The following is a 21,094-nucleotide window of genomic DNA, read 5'->3' on the forward strand; positions in this document are numbered from 1 at the left end:
AGACGTTGTCAGGCGAGTCCGGGGCCTGAAAGCGCGCGACTTTTTCGGGTAGCGGCGACGGGATCGTAAATCATTAACCCTCTCTCGCTAGGCTCGGATTCGGGTGTCGGAAAAAGTGGAAAAGGGATCGACCGGATGTTCGCTGGCTTGGCCAATCTTCGCATCAAGACCTTGCTGCTGGTCGGTTTCAGCGCCATTTCGGCGATCCTGGTTCTGGTGATCGCGGTCAATTTCTGGCAGGCGCGCCAATCTGCGGTCATCACCCAGCGCATGGTCGAAGAACGCCTGCCCATGACCACTTCGGGCAGCGAGCTGGTGGCCAATGTGCAAAGCTCGCTCGCATCCCTGCGCGACTGGATGCTGACCGGCAATGAAACCTTCAAGCAGGCCCGCGCCGATGTCTGGCAGCGCATCGATGGGAATGTCGTGGCGATCGACGCGCTGGCGGCGGATTGGTCGGAGCCGCGCGATCTCGAAGATTGGGCCCGCATCAAGGAATTGCTGACGAAATTCAGGGCGGCCCAGGATGCCGCCGAGGCCATCGCCAACAGCCCCGACGAGCAGCCGGCGCTGAAGATGCTGGACGAGCAGGGCAACAAGCTGATCACCGCGACATTGAAGAGCGTCGCCGGCATGATGAACGAGGAATTCGCGCAGGCCGCGACCGAAGAGCGCAAGGAATTGCTGATCGCACTTTCCGATCTCCGCACCGCCTTCTCGCTGGCGCAAGCAAGCTTGCGCGCGCTGGTGATGACCGGTGACGAGGTGTTCCAGAAGGAATTCGACCGCAACTGGAAGGTGACGGCCAGCCGCCTCAAGACCCTGGAAAAGATGTCGGGCCTCTTCACCACCGGCCAGAAGGGCGCCTACAAGACCCTGACACTGACGCATGAGAAATTCGCGGTTCTGCCTGAACAGATCATCACGATCCGTAAATCCGAGGATTGGAATCTGGCGCAGAAGCAACTCAATGGCGATGTGGCGCCGCTTTCGGAAGAGATCCTGGTATTGCTGAGCGGTGCGCGTGGCGAGGACGGGGCGCGTCACGGTGGCCTGGTCGACCGTCAGGCGAGCCTCCTGGCCGGCGACGGCACCACGGCCATCAGGAGCGCCGGCAATCTCCAGATCGTCATGGTCGGCATGCTGGTGGCGGGTCTGCTGCTCGCTTTCGGCATCGCCTTCTGGATCATCCGCATGACCACCCGACCGATCACCCGCATGACCCGGGTCATGGGGGAACTGTCCAGCGGCAATCTCGATGTCGCCGTGCCGGATACCGAGCTTCGGAACGAGATCGGCGACATGGCGGGTGCGGTCAGCGTGTTCAAGGACGGCATGATCCAGGCGCGCGATCTCGCCGCCAGGGAAGCGGCCTCCCAGGCCCGGCGCGAGGCCCGCGCCATCCGCATCGGCGAGCTCACCGACGGTTTCGAACTGGCCGTCCGCAATGTGCTGGAGACCTTGTCGAATGCCGCCCAGCGCATGCAGGGCACGGCGAATTCGATGACGCAGACTGCAGGCGACACGGCGAGCCGCGCCTCCGCCGTCGCCAATGCCTCGGCCGAGGCCTCAGGCAATGTGCAGACGGTGGCCTCGGCGACCGAGGAGCTGAATGCCTCGGTCTCGGAAATCTCGCGCCAGGTCGATGAATGCGCCCGTATCGCCAGTGCTGCCTCCGGCCAGGCCGATGCCACCAATCAACTGGTGGAGGGCCTCCATGCCGCCGCCGACAAGATCGGCGCCGTGGTGCAGCTCATCAACGACATTGCCGGCCAGACCAATCTCCTTGCCTTGAACGCCACGATCGAGGCGGCGCGGGCCGGGGATGCCGGCAAGGGCTTCGCCGTGGTGGCGTCCGAAGTGAAGAACCTCGCCACGCAAACCGGCAATGCCACGGACGAGATCGCGGCCCAGATCGCCGCCGTGCAGAACGCGACCTCGGAGGCGGTCACCGCCATTCGCGGCATCGCCGGCACGGTTTCGCAGATCAACGAGATCGTGAGCTCGATCGCCTCCGCCGTGGTCCAGCAGGGTGCCGCCACCAGGGAGATCGCGCGCAACGTTCAGGAAGCGGCCGACGGCACCAACCAGGTCAGCCAGAATATCAGCGGCGTCAATCAGGCCGCCGACATGACCGGCTCGGCGGCACAGCAGGTGCTGGGTGCGGCGCAGGAACTGACCGAAAAATCTGACGAGCTCCGCCGCCACGTGCAATCCTTCCTGGAAGGCGTCAAGGCCGTCTAGGCGCGCCGCTGCCGCCGCCAGGTGATCAGCGCCAGGATCACGAGATAGGCGATGAACACGGCAAGCAGGGTGAGCGGAAAGCCGTGCGGGCCGAAGACGTCCATGGCCACGCCGCAGATGGCGGCGCCGATGAGGGCCCCCAGCCCCCACATGGTCGAGAAGGCCGAGGTGCCGGCGATGAGATCGGGGCCGGAGAAGCGGTCGCCGAGTTCCGCGAGGCCCACCGTATAGATGCCGAAGCCGGCAGCACCCGCGACCAGAACCAGCGGCCAGATGAGAATTGTGGCGATGGCGAAGGGCATCATGGCGAGGCAGGTGGATGCCACCAGGAAGCAGCCGACCATGGTCTTGCGCTTCGAGGTGCGATCGGCGATCCAGCCGATGGGAATCTGGAAGAAGACGTTGCCCAGCGAGAGCGCCGTGATGGTGAGTGCTGCGGTGCTGTCATCCATGCCGTGGCGCACGCCATAGACCGAGAGGAAGCCCAGCATGCCGCCGTCGAACATCGCGTGGACGACGATGGCAAAGAGCAGGAGCGGCGCCTTCGGGAGAAAGCTCAGCATCGAGACGTGCTGCCGGTCCTCATCGCCATCGGCATCGGCCGAAACCATGCTGATGGGAAGGACCGCGAGGAACAGAATCCCTGCGCCGATGACAAAGGGCAGATAGCCGGCGATCCCCGTCCAGCCGACGACGGCGGCGCCGACACCGAAGGTGGCCGAAATGCTGGTCGCATAGATACCGACGACGCGGCCGCGGATCGCCCCCTTGGCATTCCCCAGCACCCAGGCTTCGCTGAGCGCGAACAGGGTGGCGACGAAGATGCCCTGCAACAGGCGCAGGGGAAACCAGGCCCAGAGACTGGGAAAGGTCGGATAGAGCAGGAACAGCAGGCCGGTGGCGCTCGCCATGAAGATGGCGACGCGCTTGCCGCCGAAAGCATGCGACAGGAGCGGAATGATGAGCCCAGCCAGGAGAATGCCGACCGGGGCCATCGCGGTGTTGAGGCCGATCATGGCTTCGCTGACGCCCCAGCTTTCCATGTTGAGCGCCAGCAGCGGAAACATCTCGCCCAGCGAGAACGCAAAGACGCAGACGGCGGCACAGGCGGCGATCAAGGTGCGCCAGTCGATCCTGTCCTGATCCGCATGATTGATTGTGCCTGGGGTATTCACGCCTGGGGTATTCAAGCCTGGGCTCCGCAAGAAGGGTGATGACGAAAGGCGAAGCCGATCTGTCTCGCGGCGCCACACTGCCTGAACGCTCGTTCAATTACCAGAGTGCGGCATATGCGTTATGCGCGGCGCACGCGACCACTATGCGTGCGGAGCAGGCGCGTGTTCGCAGTCGCAAAAGACTACTCGCCGGCAACCTGCTTGGCGTCCGGAATCGTGCCGGCGATTTCCAGAATCATCTTCTGCCGCAAGGCGCGCGCGAAATCGGCGCGGTCGGCGGCCGGCATGACGAAAGCCGCGAAGCCGCCGATGACATTGGCCTGATAATTTTCGACCAGCCACGGGCTGCCATCGGCGCCGAGACTGCCATCGCTCAGGATCGCCAGCGCATTGACCGTGATGCCGGCCGCCACGGCGGCATCGCGCGCGATTGGCGCCGGCATCAGGCTGCGGTTGTCGGGATTGTCGCCGGAGATGTCGATCACGCGCCGCTTCGCCCGGCAGGGGCATTGGGCGATGAGCTGGGTGCCTAGGGCGATGGCGTCGCCGAGCGCATTGTAGCTCTGTGTCGATCGTTCCGAGGCCAGCAAGGTGGCGGCGAAATTTTCGGCCTCGGCCGCGCTTCCCACCAGCATCCACTCGACGCCCAAGGTCGCGTTGCCCGGGCCGCCCCATTCCACATAGGCGATGGCGATGCGCCCTTCGCGCCCGGCGGTGATGGCGCCCAGCACCTCCTCATCGGTGATCGCGGTGGCGATGCCTTCCTTCTGCAACTGGAACTCGGCCGGTGAAATACTGCCCGAGGCATCGACGGCGAGAACCAGGGCCACATCGACCGCGGGAAGGTCCTGGGCCGCACTCTCGCCGCCACGCAGGCAAATTCCAAGGCTGATGATCGCCAGGGCTGTATGCATGGTGGAGAAGAAACGCATGGTTCTTTCCTCCGCGCCGGGTCGGTCGGGACGCCATTGTGCATGGCAATGCCGGCCTTGGCCAGCCCGCGGAACCCGCTGCCTGACGCGCGGGGCTAGAAGCGGTTGAGCGGTGTGCCGCTATGGGCGATCAGCGCCTGGCAGGAATCGCGCACCAGGGAATGCCGGTGCGGCCCGTGATCGGGATAGCGTGCCATGTTGTCGCCGTTATGCATGAAGACCATGCCGCCCTTGCCGCTATCGGTCGGGTATTGCCAGCCGCCGGCGCCCGCTTGTTCCGATGTGAATCGGCCTCCCGCGAAGGCTATGGAGTAGCAGTGCATCATCGATCACAATCGCTTCGCTTGATACCCTGCGGAAGGCGACAATGGAACCGATCGAGCTTGCGGCGGTATTCTTGATGGCGGCTCTCTACTATTGGCCGATTACGCTGATCCTGATCGTAGGATTCTATTACAGTTTACGCGCACTTTTGCGTTCCTGGCGTCGACGGAATGAGATGCGGGCGCTACGAAGAGAATGGCGATCAAAACCTCCGTTCGACGTTTAGAGTAGCTAGCGCCTCTTTCGAGCTATCTCCAGAGCGGGCTTGGCCGGCGGCAGCCTGGCCGTCGACCCCGACGCCTGATGCCCTGCCGCGGCGTGGCCAGGATCAAGGCCCCCGCAGTTATGCTCCCAGGCCTTTTTCGGCAGTCGGTATGCTCTGCTATGATCGCCCCCACCAACGGTGATCGAGCAAGGGGTACGCAGATGAATCAACCCGAACCGCTCAACGAGATCGCCAAATCTATCTGGCTCGATGCTCAGCGCGCAGTTGAGATGCTGTCCTTTTTCCAGGTCGGCAATGAGCCCGCCGTCGCCACCAGGATCGGCAACACCGGAATAACGTCGGCTGCGGTTCTGGTTCGGTCGGCGATACTGGAGTCATTCTGCATGGCGCTGGGCCGCCTCAGCGACCCAGGTGGGAGCGATAAGCGATCAATCGAGAGGGCGGCAGAAGTGATGAGGGCGTCCGCCCCCCCGACGGGGCCTAGCGAGAGGGTAGAGGCATGGGCGGACTTCCTGGCGAAGGCCACGGAAATAAAGGCCTCGCCCGCTGTCGGAAAGCTGAAGACCATGCGCAAATACGTGATCGCCCACACCATTCCCAAGGAGTTTCATCCCGAGCATCGGCCCCTTTTTGACGAAGCTTTTGTGGCAGCGGATCTGATCTTATCTGCGGCTTTCTTGCTGGGAGTGGCCACGGGTATCGCCACGGTGAGTCGTTCCGCGCTGGACCAGGTATGGCGAGAGCACGCCACAGCCTATTTCCAACAATTGACTCAGATATCGGGCTGAAGGGCGCCGGTGCCGTAGCGTGACGGGCCTACAATGGTCAAGCACGCAGTGGACTCTTATTTGGATGTCGTTCCACCTCAGACGCTGGACGGCGCCGCAATAGACGCCAAATGGACTCAGCCTACTGGTTCTTAATGTAGGTTTGGATCAGATCCTCAGTCGAGGGGTCGTCGGAAAAGATGTAGAGAGGACCTTCCGCATTGACCTTCCGCATGTACTCGCTGAAACCCCCTATATCTTTCACGGCGTAAGTAGTTGGCTTCTTAAGGGGATCGGCGGATGCGAGTTTGCCGTCAATGCTCGTAACCAGCGCCTTTATCTCGTCCATGTCCCGGCGAATGTATTCGACGTCCTTACCGGTGGTCGCGACCTGTACACGAACCTCTGCGATGGAATCGAAGGCTGTATCGAGGCGCGACGTTTGGAGCGCGCTATAACCCGCCACAAGGGTAACAATTCCAAGCACGACAGTTGTCCCGATCTCCATAGGTGTCATGTCACGCTCCAGCCAAGCACCTAATATCGCGCGGTGTCTGCGCAAAAGACTACGCCTTGCGGCTTCATCCGTCCAATGACTGATGCCTCATAGCAGTCATCCCGGATTGCCCCACATATGCCCCATAGATGCCGCCGCTGCGGCCGAGGGGTTGACCGAACCGTGCTAACCCATTTAACCAAAAAAATTGCCGGGCACGAGGCCCGGCAAGTTAAACAGGGAGGCTTTACGTCTGGGAGACGTAGGGTCCGAAGACCCCATCCGGGCATCGCGCCCGAATTCGATGTGAAGCGATCGCTTCGAAACTCTGTGTCGCCAACCACTCTGCCAAGACATTGTGGCGGCATCGTGACTGGTCAACCATCCGAACCAAGAAAGGTTCCTGCTGTAGCAATTATGCAACAGTGTGGCTGACCGGCACAGGGGCAGAATAGAGAATTCCCAGCGAGCCACCAGACTCAAATTCACAGACGCGGCATGCGCGTGCTGCATAACGCTGGATATGATGTTTTTCAGATAGTTACACCTATGTGGCGGGTGCGATTCTAAGGTCGGGCCAATCTGTCGCAGGGTGCATGATTGCAGTTTTCGCGGGTCTCTGGCAGCGCAATCACTGTGGCCGGCGCGAATTCCCTATCGACTCGGAAGAGTTTATGGAAAGCGACGTTTCTGTCGCGGCTGCATTAGATGATGCAATTTCATGCTTTCAACCGCCCGTTCCTTGGGCGGTGCCCCACCCGCTTGCCAAGGCGCCGCGGCGTCCTATTTTTAGCAAGGTCGCCCGCCGGCAAAGGGGGCTCAAGGAGAAGAACGCGCAGATGATTTACCTGGTCGCCCTGATTTTTCCGCCCCTGGCGCTGCTGCTTTATGGGAAGATTTTCCAGGCAATCTTCAACCTGCTGCTCTATATCCTGGCCTGGCTGGTTTTCATTTTCAGCCTCTTCCTCGGCGGTTCGCCGGGATTTGTCATCTGGCTGATCGCGGCGGCGCATGCCGTCCTGGTCATCAACAACGCCAAGAAGGACGCCCGGATCGAGGCTTTGGTCGCCGGCAGACGCCCCGAATGAGGTGTGGTTAAGGGCGGCAGTCCCAGCTTCACCCAATCTTCACGAAAAAATTGTGTTTGTGATGACGAGTTCTGCCGCGCTGTCAGCTTTTTGTCATGATTCCTGTGATCTTTAGAGGTCTGTGATCTTTAGAGGTCTGGCGAGTTCACCGTCTTTCGTTTCCTTGGAGTCATCCATGTCGTTCTCATCGTTTGCGTCCAAATCGGGCCACCGGCTGTCGCATGTGGTTCGGGGTCGGGGCGCATTCCGGTTTCTTGCGGGCTGCCTCAGCGTGCTGGCTTTGGGCTGCGGCGCCTGGGCCCTCGACAATGAGCTTGATGAGGCACATGCCATCAGCAGCCTCCAGCAAGGCGGCTATGTCGTTTATCTACGCCACGCGGACCGCTACAAGGGACCGAAGGAAGCCTTGAATCAGCATTCCCCGCTGGAAGCTTTCGCCGATTGCAGCGTGCAGCGCAATCTGACGCCCAAAGGCCGCGAGCAGGCGCAGACGCTCGGTCACTATTTCCGCGAACTCAATATCCCGGTCGATCGCATCATCGCCAATGCGCAATGCCGCACGCGCGACACCGCCATGCTGGCCTTCGGCCATGTCGAGGATCTGGAACTGGATCCCCGCGTCTATGACCCCAATTTCGTGAAGCAGGTTCTCTCGACGCCGCCCGCGCCGAAGACCAACACAATCATCGTCGGCAATGACGAGCAGTTCATCAAGCTGGCCGGCATTCAGCTCGGCCGTGCCGACGCGGTCGTGGTGCAGCCGGACGGCAAAGGCAGCTTCACCATTCTCGCCAAGCTCGAACTGGACGATTGGCAGGAAGCCGCCGAACCGGGCTGGTGGTGATCAGCCCTGCATGCGGCCTTCGGCGACTTTCCGGAGCAGGAAATCGCGGAAGACCTGGATGCGCTTTGAATTCCTGAGCTCTTCCGGATAGACGAAATAGGCGTCAATCCGCGGCCCCTGCAATTCAGGGAGCACCCGCACCAGGCTGGTGCCTTCGCCCACCATGAATTCCGGCAGGCTGGCGATGCCCAATCCGCTCTGCACCGCGCGCAGGATGGCATAGACCGAATTCACCTTGAGGATCGGCCGGCGCGGCTTGTCCTTGCGGGTGCCGGCGGTCAGCAGCCAATCCATGTCCTCGACCGGCGGGCGCGTATCGTTGCCATAAACGATGATGCGATGCTGGTCGAGATCCTCCGGCACCTTGGGGATGGTGTGGCGCTTCAAATAAGCCGGTGCCGCGTAGATGTTGAGATGCACCGTCATCAGATGGCGCTGAATGAGTTCCGGCTGGCGAGGCGGCGCCATGCGGATGGCGACATCCGCCTCGCGCATCGATAGATCGAGCTCGCGGTCTTCCAGCACCAGATCGACCTCGACATCGGGATAGAGATCGATGAATTCGAGCAGGCAAGGGGTGAGCCAGGACGAGCCGAAGGCCTGGGTCGCCGTCACCTTGAGCTGGCCCTTGGGCCGGTCTTTCGATTCCGCCAATTGGGCTTCCGCCATGGCGAGTTTCGAGAACACCTCATGGGCGGTGCGATAGAGGAGCTCGCCCTGTTCGGTGAGGATCAGGCCGCGGGCATGGCGGTGGAAGAGGGCCACGTTAAGGCTCTCCTCCAGCGAGGAGATCTGACGCGACACCGCCGATTGGCTGAGATTGAGCACCTCGCCCGCATGGGTGAAGGAGCCGGCCTCGGCGACGGCGTGGAAGATCCGGAGTTTATCCCAATCCATTTTCATTCGATCCCATGGCATCCATTGCTGGATGCGCTCCCCCGATAATCGTTCCCCCGACCGACGCCAGCGACAATGCCTGGATGGCTATTCCGCCGCCTGCGCCGTTTCGTGCTCGTGCGCGGCGATGAAGCGTTCGGCTTCCAGCGCCGCCATGCAGCCCATACCGGCGGCGGTCACCGCCTGGCGGAACACCTTGTCCTTGACGTCGCCGGCGGCAAAGACGCCGGGGATATCTGTCGCGGTGCTGTCCGGCTTGGTAATGAGATAGCCTTCATTGTCGAGCGGCAGCTTGCCCTTGAAGAGTTCGGTGGCCGGCGAATGGCCGATCGCCACGAAGAAGCCGTCGGCGGGGATCGTCGTCACCTCGCCGGTCACGACGTTCTTCACCTTGACGCCGGTGACGCCCGCCGGATCGCTCTCGCCCAGCACTTCCTCGACGACGCTGTTCCACACCACCTTGATCTTCGGGTTGCGGAACAGGCGGTCCTGCATGATCTTCTCGGCGCGGAAATGATCGCGGCGATGGATCATGGTGACCTTGGTCGCATGATTGGTGAGATAGATCGCCTCTTCGACCGCCGTATTGCCGCCGCCCACGATCACCACTTCCTTCTCGCGGAAGAAGAAACCGTCGCAGGTGGCACAGGCCGAGACGCCGAAGCCGCGGAATTTCTGCTCGGAAGGAAGGCCCAGCCAGCGCGCCTGGGCGCCGGTGGCGATAATGAGGGTCTCGGCCACATAGACATCGCCGGAATCGCCCACCGCCCGGAAGGGCCGGCGCGAGAGGTCGACCTCGACGATGGTGTCATAGATCATCCGCGTGCCGACATGCTCGGCCTGTTTTTGCATCTGCTCCATCAGCCAGGGGCCCTGGATCACATCGGCGAAGCCCGGATAATTCTCGACATCGGTGGTGATGGTCATCTGCCCGCCGGGCTGCAGGCCCTGGACCAGGATCGGCTTCAGATTGGCGCGCGCGGTATAGATGGCGGCGGTATAGCCGGCCGGGCCGGAACCGATGATGAGGGCCTTGGTGTGGATTTCTTGAGACATGGCGCACGTCCTTGGCGGGATCGGGAATGGATGGGCGGCGCTGTTCCGGTCACCGGGCCGGATGATCCGTCGCGGGGGACTCGGGAAGGCGCCAGCCATTCCATAAAGAATAGAGATCGCGCGGCCTGATTCCAAGCCATGCACCGCAGGAATAGCTGAGAAAATAACGCTAAAAAGCCAAGCTCTCCGGCTGGTTCGAGCTATGCATCGGCATGGAAAGGACAATTTCTGGCGACCCCGTGCGGAAAGGGAGAGAACTCCGGCGGCGGCTGGGCGTTCGGCCTAGGAGCAGGGTCCGCGCAGGTGTGCGGTCCCTGGCCCTGAATCAGGAGTGCAGCATGACTCACGATCCCAAACACGTCCCGGCGGAAGAGGCCCGCTCCGGCGAAAAGAGCGGCCGGATGCGGATCGTCCTGCTGACATCCACCGGCCTCGCCATTCTTGCCTTGGGAATCGTCCTCCTCAGCTGGATCTAAGCGGCTGAAAATCCCCCGATCGGGATCGTTTGCCGGCCGAGTTTCGGCGCTGGCGAAATAAAATGTCCTGCAATATAATTGCGCCAACGCAGCCGAATCGAGGGAATCGTTACATGCGCCGAGCTCGCCTGGACAAGATCGATTTGAAGATTCTGGCCGATCTTCAAGCTGATGGCCGCATGACCAATGTCGATCTCGCCAAGCGCGCCGGCATCTCGGCCCCGCCTTGCCTGCGGCGTGTGCGGGCACTTGAAAAGGCCGGTTATCTCAAAGGCTACCATGCGGATGTAAACGCCGAGGCATTAGGTTTCGGTGTCACCGTCTTTGCTCAAGTGGGTCTTTCCAGCCAAGCCGAGACCGACTTGAAGGCCTTCGAAGCGCGCGTCCTCTCCTGGCCGCAGGTGCGCGAATGCCACATGCTGGCCGGTGAGACCGATTTTCTGTTGAAGATCGTCGCCCATGATTGGGATGCCTATCAGCGCTTCCTCACCACCAACCTCACGGCGGCACCCAATGTCAGCCATGTGAAATCGGCCCTCGCCATCCGCACCGCGAAGCACGAGCCGGGCGTGCCGATCGATGTCGAGGGCGGCGCCGAGCCGGTCGCTGACGATTGAGCGCGCGTGAGCGACGATCTCGCGACCCATTGGCCCGCCTTGCTGGCAGCGATTGCGGCCCGCCTCGCCCCGCATTCTGAACTTGCCGTCTTCAGCGAAGAACTCCGTGCTTGCAGCGGCGTCGCTCCTGTGGCCGCGGCGGAAGAAGGGGCTTCCCTGGGTGTCGCGCGGCACTGGCCGGTGGCGATCAGCGCTGATCCGTTGGGCCGCCTCGTTGCCAAGGTGACCCTCGGTCTCCAGCAACTGGGCCATGGGTGGCTGCAGAACCCGAATTACCGCGAGGCACCGCCGCATCCCGATTTCCTCGCCAATTACGGCTACCGCGAATGGCTGGGGCCGAATGCTGGCTTTCACAGTGCCGACTTCCGCCTCGGCATTCTGGTGCTGGGCCCGGGCACGCTCTATCCGCTGCACCATCACCCGGCTGATGAAGTCTATCTGCCGCTGGGGCCGGGACGCTGGTTCAAGGATGGTATGGGCTGGCAGGACCGCGTGGCGGGCGATGTGATCCACCACCCGCCCCATTGCGGCCACGCCACCGAGAGCGGCGATGCACCGCTGGCCGCGATCTATCTCTGGCGCGGCTCGATCACGCAGGCGGCGGAGATAGTGTGAACCCTCTAGTGGTCATTTTAGCACCGTCATCCTCCGCGAAGGCGGAGGATCCACGACTTGCTTTCTTCAAGCGCCAATGAACTCGTGGATGGTCCGCCTGCGCGGACCATGACGCATGGAAACGGTCGACATCATAGGGGCGGCGATCAGGCTCTCGCGATTTTCGCCAGAATTTCCCGCACGAAATCATCCTTGGCCACCGTATAGGCTTCGCGGTCATTGCGGTATCGCGCGGCGAGATCCAGCTTCAATGCCTCATAACGCCGTGCAGCCTCGGGATGGGCGCGCAGGTAATCGCGGAAGGGCAGTCGCTGCCACGGCTCGGCATCCGGCTCCGCCACATGCACATGATGGGTGCGGCCGGCGCCATAAGGCGGCAGGCCCTTGACGAAAAACAGCCGGTCGCTCTTCGGGTTTTCTGCCCAGAAGGCATAGTCCAGCCTATCCAGGGGCGCCACGAAACGCGCGCGGGCGATGGCGAGGGACGGCACTGCTATGAGGATGTCGATGATCGGCTTGGCGCGGAGGCCCGGAATGGCCGTGCTGCCGAAATGCTGAATGTCGAGGATGAGCGTTGGGTCGAGGGTTGCCCGCAGCCGCGCCGCTTCTTCCGCGAACATCTCCGGCCAGCGCGGGTCGTAGGCGACGAGCGCGATCTCATCCATGCGTCAGGATCACCGCCCCTCGCGGCGCCAGGCGGCGAGCAGGAAGCCGGTGGCGATGAGGAGGGCGACCCAGGGTGGCAGGAGCGGTGCCTGGTCGATCCCGGTCACCACGAAATCCTCGTTGCGGACGAAGCCGAACCAGCGATTACCGGCGCGGTCGTCATCCTTGGCGACGCGGCGGAGATCGGGGGCACCATTCCCTGGGAAGATCGCAAAGCCGCCGCCGCTCGCGGTCAGCAAGGGCTGCATCGGCGCCGCACTGGCGCGCGGATCTTCGAATTCCCTGGAATTGATCTCGCCCAAAGCTGCGAAAGCGTCGCGGCTGCCGTCGCTGACCTTGTAGAGACCCTGCTCGGTCGCGGGCAGGCTGCCGGTGGCGCGGCCACGTCCCGTATCGGTGACGGTCAGCGTTTCCGTGCTGCCATCGGGCCGCGTCACGGTGACCATCCGGTCGCGACCGTCGAGGCTGCGGCGTTCGATCTCGAGCCTGCCGTCGATCGCGGTTGCGCGCAGATCCTCTTCCTCGAGATCCGGTTCCTGCATCAGCCAATGGGCGGCGCGGCGGATGAGCTCTGCCTGCGGCCCGCCGCCTTCGAAACCTTTCGACCAGAGCCAGAGATGATCCGAGAAGATCTGTGCGACACGTCCCTTGCCGACCCGTTCCAGCACCAGGAGCGGCAGGCCATTGGCCCCGTTCATCACCACATCGCCGCTGCGCGTCGTGGCCGCCATCTGGCGGAACCAGCGGCCCCAGCTGGGTTCCTTGTCGGGATCGGCCAGAAGATCGGCGGTCACCGGATGGCGCTTGCCGAGTTCCGTGATGCTGGGGCGATAGCCCTGCTCGACGATCTCGCCGGTCGGCATCGCCGCGAAGATCGCGGCCAGGGGCGTGCGGTAGAGGCTGAACTGCCCGCCCGAACTCGGCCCTGCCGATTCAAGCACGGCGCCGCCCTCGCTCACGTAATCGACGATGTGCTGGAAATATTCGTCCGGCAGAATCCCCAGATGCTGGAACCGGTCGAAGATGATGAGGTCGAATTCGCGGAGCTTGATATCGAACAATTCGTCGATCGGAAAGGCGATCAGCGCCAATTCGTTGATCGGCGTCGCATCCTGTTTGTTGGGCGGCCGCAGGATGGTGAAATGGATGAGGTCGACCGAGGGATCCGATTTCAGCAGATTCCGCCAGGTACGCTCGCCGGGATAGGGCTCGCCGGAAATCAGCAGCACGCGCAGCCGGTCACGCACACCGTTGATCGAGAGCACCGCGCGGTTGTTGGCGCGGGTCAGTTCCTGCGGCCCGTCCTCGACCTCGATCTCGAAGACCGTGTGGCCGCCATGCTCCAGTCCCAGTGGCAGGGTCACCTCGCGCCCGGTGACAACGGGAACCGGGTCGAGCGCCACGCCGTCGCGATGGATGCGAATGAGGGTGCTGGCACCCTGGTTCTGGCCGAGATCGTCGACGCGCAATTTCACCTCGACCGGTTTTCCCACCAGGCCGAAGCTGGGGGCTTCCACCAATTCGATGCGCCGGTCGCCCTTGGCCGGGTCGTCGCTGAGCAGCAGATGCACCGGCGCCTCAAGACCGAGTTCGGCGATATCCGCCGGCACGTCATGGATCTGTCCATCCGAGACGATCACGATGCCGGCGATGCGTGCCACCGGCAGATCGGCAATGCCCTTGCGCAGGGCTTCGATCAATTGCGTTCCGTGCTCGGCCGTGTCGGGGCCGCCGCCGCCCTCGATCACCTTGAGGTCGATATCGCCGAGATCGCCCAGCTTCTGTTCCAGTTCCGCCCGCGCCGCAGCGGTATCGGCGGCGCGGCTGCCGATCGATTGCGATGGCGAACGGTCCAGCAGCACCACGGCTATGTCGCGCTGATAGTCGCGCCGTTCGCGCACGATGCTGGGATCGAGGAGGGAGGCGAGAATGGCGAGGGCCGCGATGAGGCGCAAAGTCTTGCCGCGCGCGCGCCGCCACACCGAGAAGGCGAAGAGGGCCGCGAAAGGCAGGGCCAGCAGCGCCAGAACCAGCGGCGGCAGCAACGGATTGAGGGCGATGGAAAGGCCGTCGAGACCGAAAGCGCTCATCATTGCATACCTCCTCCCCCCTTCAGGGGGGAGGTTGGGAGGGGGGCGTGGGTTCGCACGATCATCGCTTGCATGCCCCCACCCTGACCCTCCCCCTGAAGGGGGAGGGATGAGAGCACGTATGCCAGTGCCAGCATCATTGGCCGAGCCTCTCGAGAATGGCCGGCACATGCACCTGGTCGGATTTGTAATTCCCGGTCAATGCGTACATGACGAGGTTGACGCCGAAGCGATAGGCCATTTCGCGCTGGCGCTCGCCGCCTGGTGTCACCGGGAAGAGCGGCTGGCCGTAACCGTCGATGGCCCAGGCGGCGGCGAAATCGTTGCTGCCCACCACCACCGAGGCGACGCCGTCATTGACCCGGTTCTGCGGCGTCTCGACCCAGAGCGTACCGCCGACCCAGCGGCCGGGAAAATCCTTGAGGAGATAGAAGGCGCGCGTCAGCACATGATCGCCACCGACCGGCACCAAAGGCGGGATGTCGAGCCCGCCGGCGATTTCCTGGAGGCGCATCGCCCCCGGACCCATGCCGCCGGCAAGGCCGACCACGTTCTGATCCGCCGTGTCGAACAGAATGAGGCCGCCGCCGGCGATATAGCGGTTGATACTGGCCACCGCGTAGTCGCTCAAACCCTGGCCGGTGCCGGTGATCGGCCAATAAATCACCGGGTAGAAATCGAGATTGTCGACATTGAGATCCACCCCGACCGGATCGCCCACATCGGCCGAGGTCCGTTCCAGGAGAATGGTGGTGAGGCCGGTGAGTCCGGCGCGGCTGGTGGCGTCGACATTGGGAATCCCGGTGCGGACATAAGCGAGATGCGTGGTCTCGGCAGCGGCGATGATCTCCTCGTCGCTCATCGGCTGGACGATGTCGGTGCTCTGTGCGCGCGCCTGATGTGGCACGGCGACGAAGGCAGCACCCATCACCAGCAACACCAATATCGCCCCTTGATGGGTGCCGAGCGCCATGCCGGCTTGCGGCGGTCGTCGGCCGAGGAGGCCGCGCAGCATGAGAGCGATGATGCCGTCCGCCGCCAGCAAAGCCGCGGCGAGGAGGAGCAGAAGCGGCTTCCAGTCGAAGGCGGTCGATTGCGCCAGCGGCGTCGAGGCGATGGCGAGCGGTTGCACGGCCGGCAGATGCGCGCCGAGATTGAGCGCGCGGCGGCCCTTCGCCGGTCCGTAGAATCCCGGCGGATGGAACGGCCCCGTCGCCTGGTCGCGCAAGGCCGCGGCGGGCAAAGGGGTAAGGCTCGACGGCGCGGCGTTCAGGCGGCCGAAGCCGTCCAGGATCTGGCTGGGCGGCAGCGGCGTCGTATTGTCTTCGCCGGTCTGGGGAATGCCGGCCGCCAATTGCAGCAGCCGGTCCAGCATCTCGACGAAGAGGCCGGAGAGCGCCAAATCCGACCATTCCGCATTGGCGCTGACATGGAACAAGACCTTGTAACCGTCACCCACTTTGGCGCCGGTCACCAAGGGCGTGCCGTCGCCCAGCCGCGCCCAGGTGCGCGAGCCGAGATCGATGTCGGGTTCCGCCAGCACCTGGCGCGCCACGCGCACATCGGGCGGAATCTCCAGGCCGGCGAAAGGCGAAGCGGCGGGGAAGGGGGCGAGGCTCGTGGGTTCGCTCCAGGACAGGGCACCGCCCAGCACGCGGTCGCCCTGGCGCAGGCGCACCGGCAGCAGGCCATCATCGCCATTGGTGGCGAGGCGCTCGCCGGCAAAGCGGATCAGCATGCCGCCGCGCTCGACCCATTTCGCGAGGGTCGCGCTGTCGCCATCGCTCAGCGCCGTCGCATCGGGGAGGATCATCACCGAGAGCGGCTGCTCGATCAGCTGGCCGATACTGCCCACGCGCAATTGATTGAAGGGCTGCAACGCGCGTTCGACATAATAGAGCTCGCCCAGAAGCGGCTGGCGGGCCGCTGTCGGATTGTCGGTGATGACGCCGATCGGGCGGCTGCCGGCGGCTTCATCCAGCAAGGCGATGGCGGCGGCGTGACTCCAGTTGCCGTTCTCCGATGGCTGCAAGGCCAGCGCGCCGACCCGGCCGCGGAGTTCCAGCGGCAGGGTCACCTTGGCATCGGTCGTGCTCTCCGCGGCGGCGAAGCGCGCCTGCGCCGTGCTGATGACGCGGCCTTCCTGGTCGAGAACGCGCAAGGCGATCTCCTGCGCGGCACCGATCATGGGGCGTTCGACCTTGGCGGTGAGCGAGGTCGCCTCGACCTTGGCCGGGCGCAGGACCATCGGCAGGTCGCGCGGCGCCACCACGCTGAGATCGCCCAGGGCCGCGAGGGCGTCGGCGAGGCCGCTATCCTGGTTTTCCGGCGCCGCCACCCCGTCGCTGAGCCAGGTGATGTTGAGATCGGCGGCGGCTGCATTGTCGCGCGCCCAATTGGTGAGCAGGGCGGCGGCGAGATCGCGGCGGGTCACCCAGGGCTGGGGCGCGAGATTGTCCAGCATCGCCTTGGCTTGCGCTGGGGCGAGACCGTCCGGAACATCCAGCCCGTTCTGGGCGAGAGCGGGTGCCGTCGGCACCAGGAAGATCGTGCGGCCCTCGCGGTCGGCGCGGTCGATGAGATCGCCGGCGGCATTCACCATCGTGTCCCAATGCGGTGCCGCGGCCCAGCCATTGTCGATCACCACCAGCACATGCCCCGGGCGGGCGAATTTCTGCCCGGCATTCCAGACCGGATGCGAGAGTGCCAGGATGATGAAACAGGCGATCGCAACGCGCAGCAGGATCAGCCACCAGGGCGTCCGGTGCGGCGTCTCCTCGCGCGGGCGCAGACCGAACAGCAGGCGGATCGCGGGGAATTGAATGCGCTTCGGACTGGGCGGCGTCAGGCGCAGCAGCCACCACAGCACCGGCAGCACCAGGAGCGTCGCCAGGATCCAGGGTACCAGGAAGCTGAGATTGCCTAACGCCATCCGGGGTTCCGTTTCATCGCCGCAGCCTTCGATCCGCCGCCAGCCAGTGATAGAGGCCGAGGAGCGCACCCGCAGCACTCTGGTCGGTGACATGCACGGTCATGCTCCAGCCGGCATGGCGCGCCAGATCCCGGAGGCCCTGCTGATGCGCTTCGAGGCGTTCCAGATATTGCTCGCGGATATGTTCGGCGCGGCTCATCAGCAGATCGCCCTCCTGCTCGAGACCCAGAAAGCGCACGCGCCCCTTGAACGGCATCGCCATTTCGGCCGGGTCCAGCACCTGCAGCAGGTGACCATGCACGCCGCGATGGGCGAGGCGGCCGATCACATCCTGCAGATCGGAAAGCGGCGAGAGGAAATCGCTGATCAGCAAGGCATGGGCATGGGAGGGCAATTCCACCGGCGGCGGCAGGCTCGGAACATCCGCCGATTGACGGGCGCTGCGGAACAGGCGTTCGGCCAGACGCTCGGCGATGTTGCGGCCGGCGCTGGGCGGTTCCGGATGGCCGAGCAGGCCGACGCGCTCACCGGCGCGTGAGAGGACGGCGGCCAGAGCGAGGGTCAGAATTTCCGCACGCTCGATTTTCGTCGGCACATCGCGGCGGCTGCCATATTGCATCGAGGGCGAGAGATCGCACCACAGATAGACGCTCTGCGAGGCCGACCATTCCAATTGCCGCAGATAGAGCCGGTCGCTTTTCGCCGAGGCGCGCCAATCCAGGCGCTTCAGCTCGTCGCCAGGCGAATAGGTGCGGTATTGCCAGAAGACCTCGCCGGGTCCCGTACGGCGGCGGCCATGCACACCCTGCTCGACCGTGGCGGCGATGCGCTCGGCGGCCAACAGCAAGGCCGGCAGGCGTTGCGCGACATCGGCGGCACCGGCCTTGATGCCGTCGGCGCTGAGTGGTGCCGGCTCGTGCGCGAGATTGCTGAGGACGGAAAGGGCCACGCGCCGGGGCTCAGCCCAATTGTCCGATGAGGCGGTCGATGATCGAACTCAGCGTGACGCCCTCGGCACGCGCGCCGTAATTGAGCGCCACGCGGTGCCGCAGCACCGGATGTGCCAGCGCCGCCACATCCTCGATCGAGGGGCTGAAGCGGCCCTGCATCAAGGCGCGGGCGCGGCTGGCCAGCATCAAGGCCTGGCCGGCGCGGGGACCCGGGCCCCAGGCGAGGCTCTTCCTCACCTCCTCGAGTTCGGTCGTCTCGGGCCGGCCGGCGCGCACCAGGCGCAGGATCGCTTCCACCACCTTGTCGCCGATCGGAATGCGCCGCACCAGGCGCTGGGCGGCCATCAAGTCCTGAGCGTTGAGGATGGTGTCCGCCGTCGCGTCGCTCGATCCGGTGGTGACGATCAGCATCTGCCGCTCGGCCTCGAGGCTCGGGTAATCGACATCGATCTGCAGCAGGAAACGATCGAGCTGTGCTTCGGGAAGCGGATAGGTGCCTTCTTGTTCCAGCGGGTTCTGGGTCGCCAGCACATGAAAGGGGAGCGGCAGCGCATGCGTGTGCCCAGCGACCGAAACCTTGTGTTCCTGCATCGCCTGCAGCAGCGCCGATTGCGTGCGCGGGCTGGCGCGGTTGATTTCGTCGGCCATCAGCAACTGGCAGAAGACGGGACCCTTGATGAAGCGGAAGGCGCGCTTGCCGCCTTCGCTTTCCTCCAGCACTTCCGAACCGATGATGTCGGCCGGCATCAGGTCAGGCGTACATTGCACGCGCCGTGCATCGAGGCCCAGCACATGGCCGAGGCATTCCACCAATCGCGTCTTGGCGAGGCCCGGGACACCGATCAGCAGCACATGGCCGCCGGCCAGAATGGTCACCAGGGATTGCTCGATGGTCTGTTCCTGGCCGAAAATGACCTTGCCGATATTTTCTTTAACCTTGGCGAGGCGGCCGGCCAGGATGTCGATCTCGGCCCCCAGATCGCCGGAAGCAGGTGGCAGGCCGCCGGCCGGCGGATGGGTGGGCGTGGTGGAAGGCGCGGTTTCCATGCTTGCCAAGACGGCCTCCTTGCACTCGTGCGAATATGACTTATCTTTAGATTTCAGAAGCGTAGCGTTAGGAAGCGTAACGCCAGGTCAGGGGCGATGTCCAACAACGATTTAAACACTTTGCCATCCTGTGGCGACTTTGACTTCCGGATCGCGCGCGACGGAACCTGGTTCTATCGCGGCTCCCCCATCGGCCGTAAGCCTTTGGTGCGGCTATTCTCCACGGTATTGCGGCGAGAAAATGACGGCTCCTATTGGCTGGTGACGCCGGTGGAACGGGGCCGCATCACGGTCGACGATGCCCCTTTCGTCGCTGTGGAAATGAATGTGACAGGCCATGGCCGTGACCAGAAGCTCAGCTTCCGCACCAATGTCGATGACTGGGTGACGGCGGACGAGGCCCATCCGATCTCGCTGCGCCAAGACGAAAGCGGCGCCCCGAGTCCCTATATCCGCGTGCGCGGTGAACTGGATGCGCTCATCGCCCGGCCGGTCTTCTACGATCTGGTCGACCTCGCCGAGACCAGCGAGACGGCGGCGGGTGCCGAACTCGGCATCTGGAGTGGCGGCCGGTATTTCCCGCTAGGCGAGGTGCCGCGCAATGAGGCATCGGATGCTGGGGTGGCCTGATGTCGCGTGAATGGGTGGTATCGCGCCTCAAGGATCATGTGCCCGGCCGTCGCGCAGCACCCCGGGAAAACCCGCGTGGTGATGACGATCTCAATCCCGAGATGCGCGCCGAGATGGCGGACAAGCCGCTGAAAGCGGCAGCGGTGCTGGTGCCGCTGGTCGACCGGCCGCAGGGCATGACGGTGCTGCTCACCAAGCGCACCGATCATCTTCACGATCATGCCGGCCAGATCAGCTTTCCCGGCGGCCGTATCGATGCCGCCGATGCCGATGCAATCGCCGCCGCCTTGCGCGAAACCGAGGAAGAAACCGGACTCACCCGCGACTTCATCGATCTGGTGGGCCAATTGGACACTTATGTCACGCGGACGGGCTTCGAGGTGACGCCCCTGGTCGGCCTGGTTTCGCCCGGTTTCGACTTGAAACCCGAGGCCTTCGAGGTGGCGGAGATCTTCGAGGTGCCGTTGGCCTACTTCCTCGACCCACAGAGCCGCCGCACCGAAAGCCGCATCTGGCAGGGCCGGACGCGATTCTTCTATGTCTATCCCTACCAGCACTATTACATCTGGGGTGCCACGGCGGGCATGCTCAACAATCTTGCGGAAGTTCTGGCCCTGACGGCCCCGGCTGCTGCCGCCGAAAGCTGAAACGGGAGCCATATGCGCGCCTTCCTCACCCTCTTCATCCCCTTGTTCCTGCCCAGCGCCGTTTATTGGTTCTATCTCAAGATCCGCCAGCGCCAGGGCCTGCCGTTCCGCGAAATTCCCTGGACCTGGCTGGTCGTTGCCGGCTTGGCCCTCGCCGCTGCGGCGCTCATCGTCACCTGGTATGCCGATGCCGAGCCCACCACCGGGCGCTACGTGCCGCCCCAGGTGATCGACGGTGTCGTGGTGCCGGGCCATTTCGAGCCGGCGGAAGAGGGCGTCCAATAACCCTTCCGCGACCAATAACCCTTCCACGAATCGTGCAATTGGTCAGACAATCCCCTATAAAATCGCCCGGAACGGAAATCCGCAGGCGAG

Annotated in this window: 21 protein-coding genes; 10 read left to right on the forward strand and 11 right to left on the reverse strand. The window is 63.8% G+C overall.

What is annotated here, in order from left to right; all coding sequences use genetic code 11:
- Positions 1 to 135 precede the first annotated feature (135 nt).
- Positions 136 to 2,244 carry a methyl-accepting chemotaxis protein gene (locus ACE3PR_RS00600; RefSeq protein ID WP_374366962.1) on the forward strand — a complete coding sequence of 703 codons (2,109 nt, stop codon included), beginning with the start codon at positions 136 to 138 and terminating at the stop codon, positions 2,242 to 2,244.
- On the opposite strand, the gene ACE3PR_RS00605 is transcribed toward ACE3PR_RS00600, so the two are convergent.
- The 3 genes from ACE3PR_RS00605 to ACE3PR_RS00615 all read right to left on the reverse strand — a co-directional run bounded on the left by ACE3PR_RS00605 (position 2,241) and on the right by ACE3PR_RS00615 (position 4,677).
- Positions 2,241 to 3,419 (reverse strand): MFS transporter, encoded by a 1,179-nt coding sequence (locus ACE3PR_RS00605; RefSeq protein WP_374366964.1) that lies wholly within the window; start codon positions 3,417 to 3,419, stop codon positions 2,241 to 2,243. The two genes, ACE3PR_RS00600 and ACE3PR_RS00605, sit on opposite strands and share 4 nt — an antisense overlap.
- A gap of 182 nt (positions 3,420 to 3,601) precedes the next feature.
- Positions 3,602 to 4,351, reverse strand: coding sequence for a DUF1194 domain-containing protein (locus tag ACE3PR_RS00610; RefSeq protein ID WP_374366966.1), 750 nt, complete (start codon positions 4,349 to 4,351; stop codon positions 3,602 to 3,604).
- A 95-nt stretch (positions 4,352 to 4,446) separates the two neighbouring features.
- Positions 4,447 to 4,677: a hypothetical protein gene (locus tag ACE3PR_RS00615; RefSeq protein ID WP_374366968.1), complete on the reverse strand. Its 231-nt coding sequence runs from the start codon at positions 4,675 to 4,677 to the stop codon at positions 4,447 to 4,449.
- A gap of 424 nt (positions 4,678 to 5,101) precedes the next feature.
- Here ACE3PR_RS00615 and ACE3PR_RS00620 point away from each other — a divergent pair, with 424 nt between their 5' ends.
- Complete coding sequence (locus ACE3PR_RS00620) at positions 5,102 to 5,689, forward strand: hypothetical protein (protein ID WP_374366970.1); 588 nt, start codon at positions 5,102 to 5,104, stop codon at positions 5,687 to 5,689.
- A gap of 121 nt (positions 5,690 to 5,810) precedes the next feature.
- On the opposite strand, the gene ACE3PR_RS00625 is transcribed toward ACE3PR_RS00620, so the two are convergent.
- Entirely contained in the window at positions 5,811 to 6,185 is a 375-nt protein-coding gene (locus ACE3PR_RS00625; RefSeq protein ID WP_374366972.1) for a hypothetical protein, read from the reverse strand.
- A 575-nt stretch (positions 6,186 to 6,760) separates the two neighbouring features.
- Here ACE3PR_RS00625 and ACE3PR_RS00630 point away from each other — a divergent pair.
- The gene (locus tag ACE3PR_RS00630) at positions 6,761 to 7,252 is read left to right on the forward strand and encodes a hypothetical protein (protein WP_374366973.1); all 492 of its coding nucleotides are present in this window, start codon (positions 6,761 to 6,763) and stop codon (positions 7,250 to 7,252) included.
- 175 nt (positions 7,253 to 7,427) lie between these two features.
- On the forward strand, positions 7,428 to 8,096 hold the full coding sequence (locus ACE3PR_RS00635; protein WP_374366975.1) for a histidine phosphatase family protein: 669 nt from the start codon (positions 7,428 to 7,430) through the stop codon (positions 8,094 to 8,096).
- Here ACE3PR_RS00635 and ACE3PR_RS00640 read toward each other — a convergent pair whose 3' ends face one another.
- Entirely contained in the window at positions 8,097 to 8,993 is an 897-nt protein-coding gene (locus tag ACE3PR_RS00640) for a LysR family transcriptional regulator (RefSeq protein WP_374366977.1), read from the reverse strand.
- Positions 8,994 to 9,080: 87 nt separating this feature from the next.
- The gene (gene trxB / locus ACE3PR_RS00645) at positions 9,081 to 10,049 is read right to left on the reverse strand and encodes a thioredoxin-disulfide reductase (RefSeq protein ID WP_374366980.1); all 969 of its coding nucleotides are present in this window, start codon (positions 10,047 to 10,049) and stop codon (positions 9,081 to 9,083) included.
- A gap of 338 nt (positions 10,050 to 10,387) precedes the next feature.
- On the opposite strand from trxB, the gene ACE3PR_RS00650 reads away from it, so the two are divergent.
- From ACE3PR_RS00650 to ACE3PR_RS00660, 3 genes are all read left to right on the forward strand, one after another.
- Entirely contained in the window at positions 10,388 to 10,525 is a 138-nt protein-coding gene (locus ACE3PR_RS00650; protein ID WP_374366983.1) for a hypothetical protein, read from the forward strand.
- Positions 10,526 to 10,638: 113 nt separating this feature from the next.
- On the forward strand, positions 10,639 to 11,142 hold the full coding sequence (locus ACE3PR_RS00655; protein WP_374366985.1) for an Lrp/AsnC family transcriptional regulator: 504 nt from the start codon (positions 10,639 to 10,641) through the stop codon (positions 11,140 to 11,142).
- Between the two features lie 6 nt (positions 11,143 to 11,148).
- Positions 11,149 to 11,757, forward strand: a complete 609-nt coding sequence (locus tag ACE3PR_RS00660) for a dimethylsulfonioproprionate lyase family protein (RefSeq protein ID WP_374366987.1) — start codon at positions 11,149 to 11,151, stop codon at positions 11,755 to 11,757.
- A gap of 146 nt (positions 11,758 to 11,903) precedes the next feature.
- On the opposite strand, the gene ACE3PR_RS00665 is transcribed toward ACE3PR_RS00660, so the two are convergent.
- The 5 genes from ACE3PR_RS00665 to ACE3PR_RS00685 all read right to left on the reverse strand — a co-directional run bounded on the left by ACE3PR_RS00665 (position 11,904) and on the right by ACE3PR_RS00685 (position 19,442).
- On the reverse strand, positions 11,904 to 12,422 hold the full coding sequence (locus ACE3PR_RS00665) for a GrpB family protein (protein ID WP_374366989.1): 519 nt from the start codon (positions 12,420 to 12,422) through the stop codon (positions 11,904 to 11,906).
- Positions 12,423 to 12,431: 9 nt separating this feature from the next.
- Complete coding sequence (locus ACE3PR_RS00670; RefSeq protein WP_374366991.1) at positions 12,432 to 14,516, reverse strand: hypothetical protein; 2,085 nt, start codon at positions 14,514 to 14,516, stop codon at positions 12,432 to 12,434.
- 133 nt (positions 14,517 to 14,649) lie between these two features.
- Positions 14,650 to 17,538: a DUF4159 domain-containing protein gene (locus ACE3PR_RS00675; RefSeq protein WP_374366994.1), complete on the reverse strand. Its 2,889-nt coding sequence runs from the start codon at positions 17,536 to 17,538 to the stop codon at positions 14,650 to 14,652.
- Positions 17,459 to 18,394 carry a DUF58 domain-containing protein gene (locus tag ACE3PR_RS00680; protein ID WP_374366996.1) on the reverse strand — a complete coding sequence of 312 codons (936 nt, stop codon included), beginning with the start codon at positions 18,392 to 18,394 and terminating at the stop codon, positions 17,459 to 17,461. Before ACE3PR_RS00680 ends, ACE3PR_RS00675 begins: the two co-directional genes overlap by 80 nt.
- A gap of 10 nt (positions 18,395 to 18,404) precedes the next feature.
- Positions 18,405 to 19,442, reverse strand: coding sequence for an AAA family ATPase (locus ACE3PR_RS00685; protein WP_374368062.1), 1,038 nt, complete (start codon positions 19,440 to 19,442; stop codon positions 18,405 to 18,407).
- A gap of 96 nt (positions 19,443 to 19,538) precedes the next feature.
- Between ACE3PR_RS00685 and ACE3PR_RS00690 the strand changes: the two genes are divergently transcribed.
- From ACE3PR_RS00690 to ACE3PR_RS00700, 3 genes are read left to right on the forward strand one after another with little or no spacing between them, the layout of a single operon-like run.
- Positions 19,539 to 20,072 carry a DUF1285 domain-containing protein gene (locus ACE3PR_RS00690; protein ID WP_374366999.1) on the forward strand — a complete coding sequence of 178 codons (534 nt, stop codon included), beginning with the start codon at positions 19,539 to 19,541 and terminating at the stop codon, positions 20,070 to 20,072.
- Positions 20,072 to 20,719, forward strand: coding sequence for a CoA pyrophosphatase (locus tag ACE3PR_RS00695; protein ID WP_374367001.1), 648 nt, complete (start codon positions 20,072 to 20,074; stop codon positions 20,717 to 20,719). Before ACE3PR_RS00690 ends, ACE3PR_RS00695 begins: the two co-directional genes overlap by 1 nt.
- A gap of 12 nt (positions 20,720 to 20,731) precedes the next feature.
- Positions 20,732 to 21,004, forward strand: a complete 273-nt coding sequence (locus ACE3PR_RS00700) for a hypothetical protein (protein ID WP_374367003.1) — start codon at positions 20,732 to 20,734, stop codon at positions 21,002 to 21,004.
- Positions 21,005 to 21,094: the final 90 nt, after the last annotated feature.

This window comes from Dongia sp., assembly GCF_041909655.1.
Lineage (GTDB): Bacteria > Pseudomonadota > Alphaproteobacteria > Dongiales > Dongiaceae > Dongia.

What these genes read in the sequence shown, in the direction of transcription:
- ACE3PR_RS00600 (WP_374366962.1), top strand. Translation starts at nt 136, where the DNA reads ATGTTCGCTGGCTTGGCCAATCTTCGCATCAAGACCTTGCTGCTGGTC.
- ACE3PR_RS00665 (WP_374366989.1), bottom strand. Translation starts at nt 12,422, where the DNA reads ATGGATGAGATCGCGCTCGTCGCCTACGACCCGCGCTGGCCGGAGATG.
- ACE3PR_RS00685 (WP_374368062.1), bottom strand. Translation starts at nt 19,442, where the DNA reads ATGGAAACCGCGCCTTCCACCACGCCCACCCATCCGCCGGCCGGCGGC.
- ACE3PR_RS00620 (WP_374366970.1), top strand. Translation starts at nt 5,102, where the DNA reads ATGAATCAACCCGAACCGCTCAACGAGATCGCCAAATCTATCTGGCTC.
- ACE3PR_RS00615 (WP_374366968.1), bottom strand. Translation starts at nt 4,677, where the DNA reads ATGATGCACTGCTACTCCATAGCCTTCGCGGGAGGCCGATTCACATCG.
- ACE3PR_RS00635 (WP_374366975.1), top strand. Translation starts at nt 7,428, where the DNA reads ATGTCGTTCTCATCGTTTGCGTCCAAATCGGGCCACCGGCTGTCGCAT.
- ACE3PR_RS00650 (WP_374366983.1), top strand. Translation starts at nt 10,388, where the DNA reads ATGACTCACGATCCCAAACACGTCCCGGCGGAAGAGGCCCGCTCCGGC.
- ACE3PR_RS00655 (WP_374366985.1), top strand. Translation starts at nt 10,639, where the DNA reads ATGCGCCGAGCTCGCCTGGACAAGATCGATTTGAAGATTCTGGCCGAT.
- ACE3PR_RS00700 (WP_374367003.1), top strand. Translation starts at nt 20,732, where the DNA reads ATGCGCGCCTTCCTCACCCTCTTCATCCCCTTGTTCCTGCCCAGCGCC.
- ACE3PR_RS00610 (WP_374366966.1), bottom strand. Translation starts at nt 4,351, where the DNA reads ATGCGTTTCTTCTCCACCATGCATACAGCCCTGGCGATCATCAGCCTT.
- ACE3PR_RS00670 (WP_374366991.1), bottom strand. Translation starts at nt 14,516, where the DNA reads ATGATGAGCGCTTTCGGTCTCGACGGCCTTTCCATCGCCCTCAATCCG.
- ACE3PR_RS00630 (WP_374366973.1), top strand. Translation starts at nt 6,761, where the DNA reads ATGATTGCAGTTTTCGCGGGTCTCTGGCAGCGCAATCACTGTGGCCGG.
- ACE3PR_RS00690 (WP_374366999.1), top strand. Translation starts at nt 19,539, where the DNA reads ATGTCCAACAACGATTTAAACACTTTGCCATCCTGTGGCGACTTTGAC.
- trxB (WP_374366980.1), bottom strand. Translation starts at nt 10,049, where the DNA reads ATGTCTCAAGAAATCCACACCAAGGCCCTCATCATCGGTTCCGGCCCG.
- ACE3PR_RS00625 (WP_374366972.1), bottom strand. Translation starts at nt 6,185, where the DNA reads ATGACACCTATGGAGATCGGGACAACTGTCGTGCTTGGAATTGTTACC.
- ACE3PR_RS00695 (WP_374367001.1), top strand. Translation starts at nt 20,072, where the DNA reads ATGTCGCGTGAATGGGTGGTATCGCGCCTCAAGGATCATGTGCCCGGC.
- ACE3PR_RS00640 (WP_374366977.1), bottom strand. Translation starts at nt 8,993, where the DNA reads ATGGATTGGGATAAACTCCGGATCTTCCACGCCGTCGCCGAGGCCGGC.
- ACE3PR_RS00675 (WP_374366994.1), bottom strand. Translation starts at nt 17,538, where the DNA reads ATGTCACCGACCAGAGTGCTGCGGGTGCGCTCCTCGGCCTCTATCACT.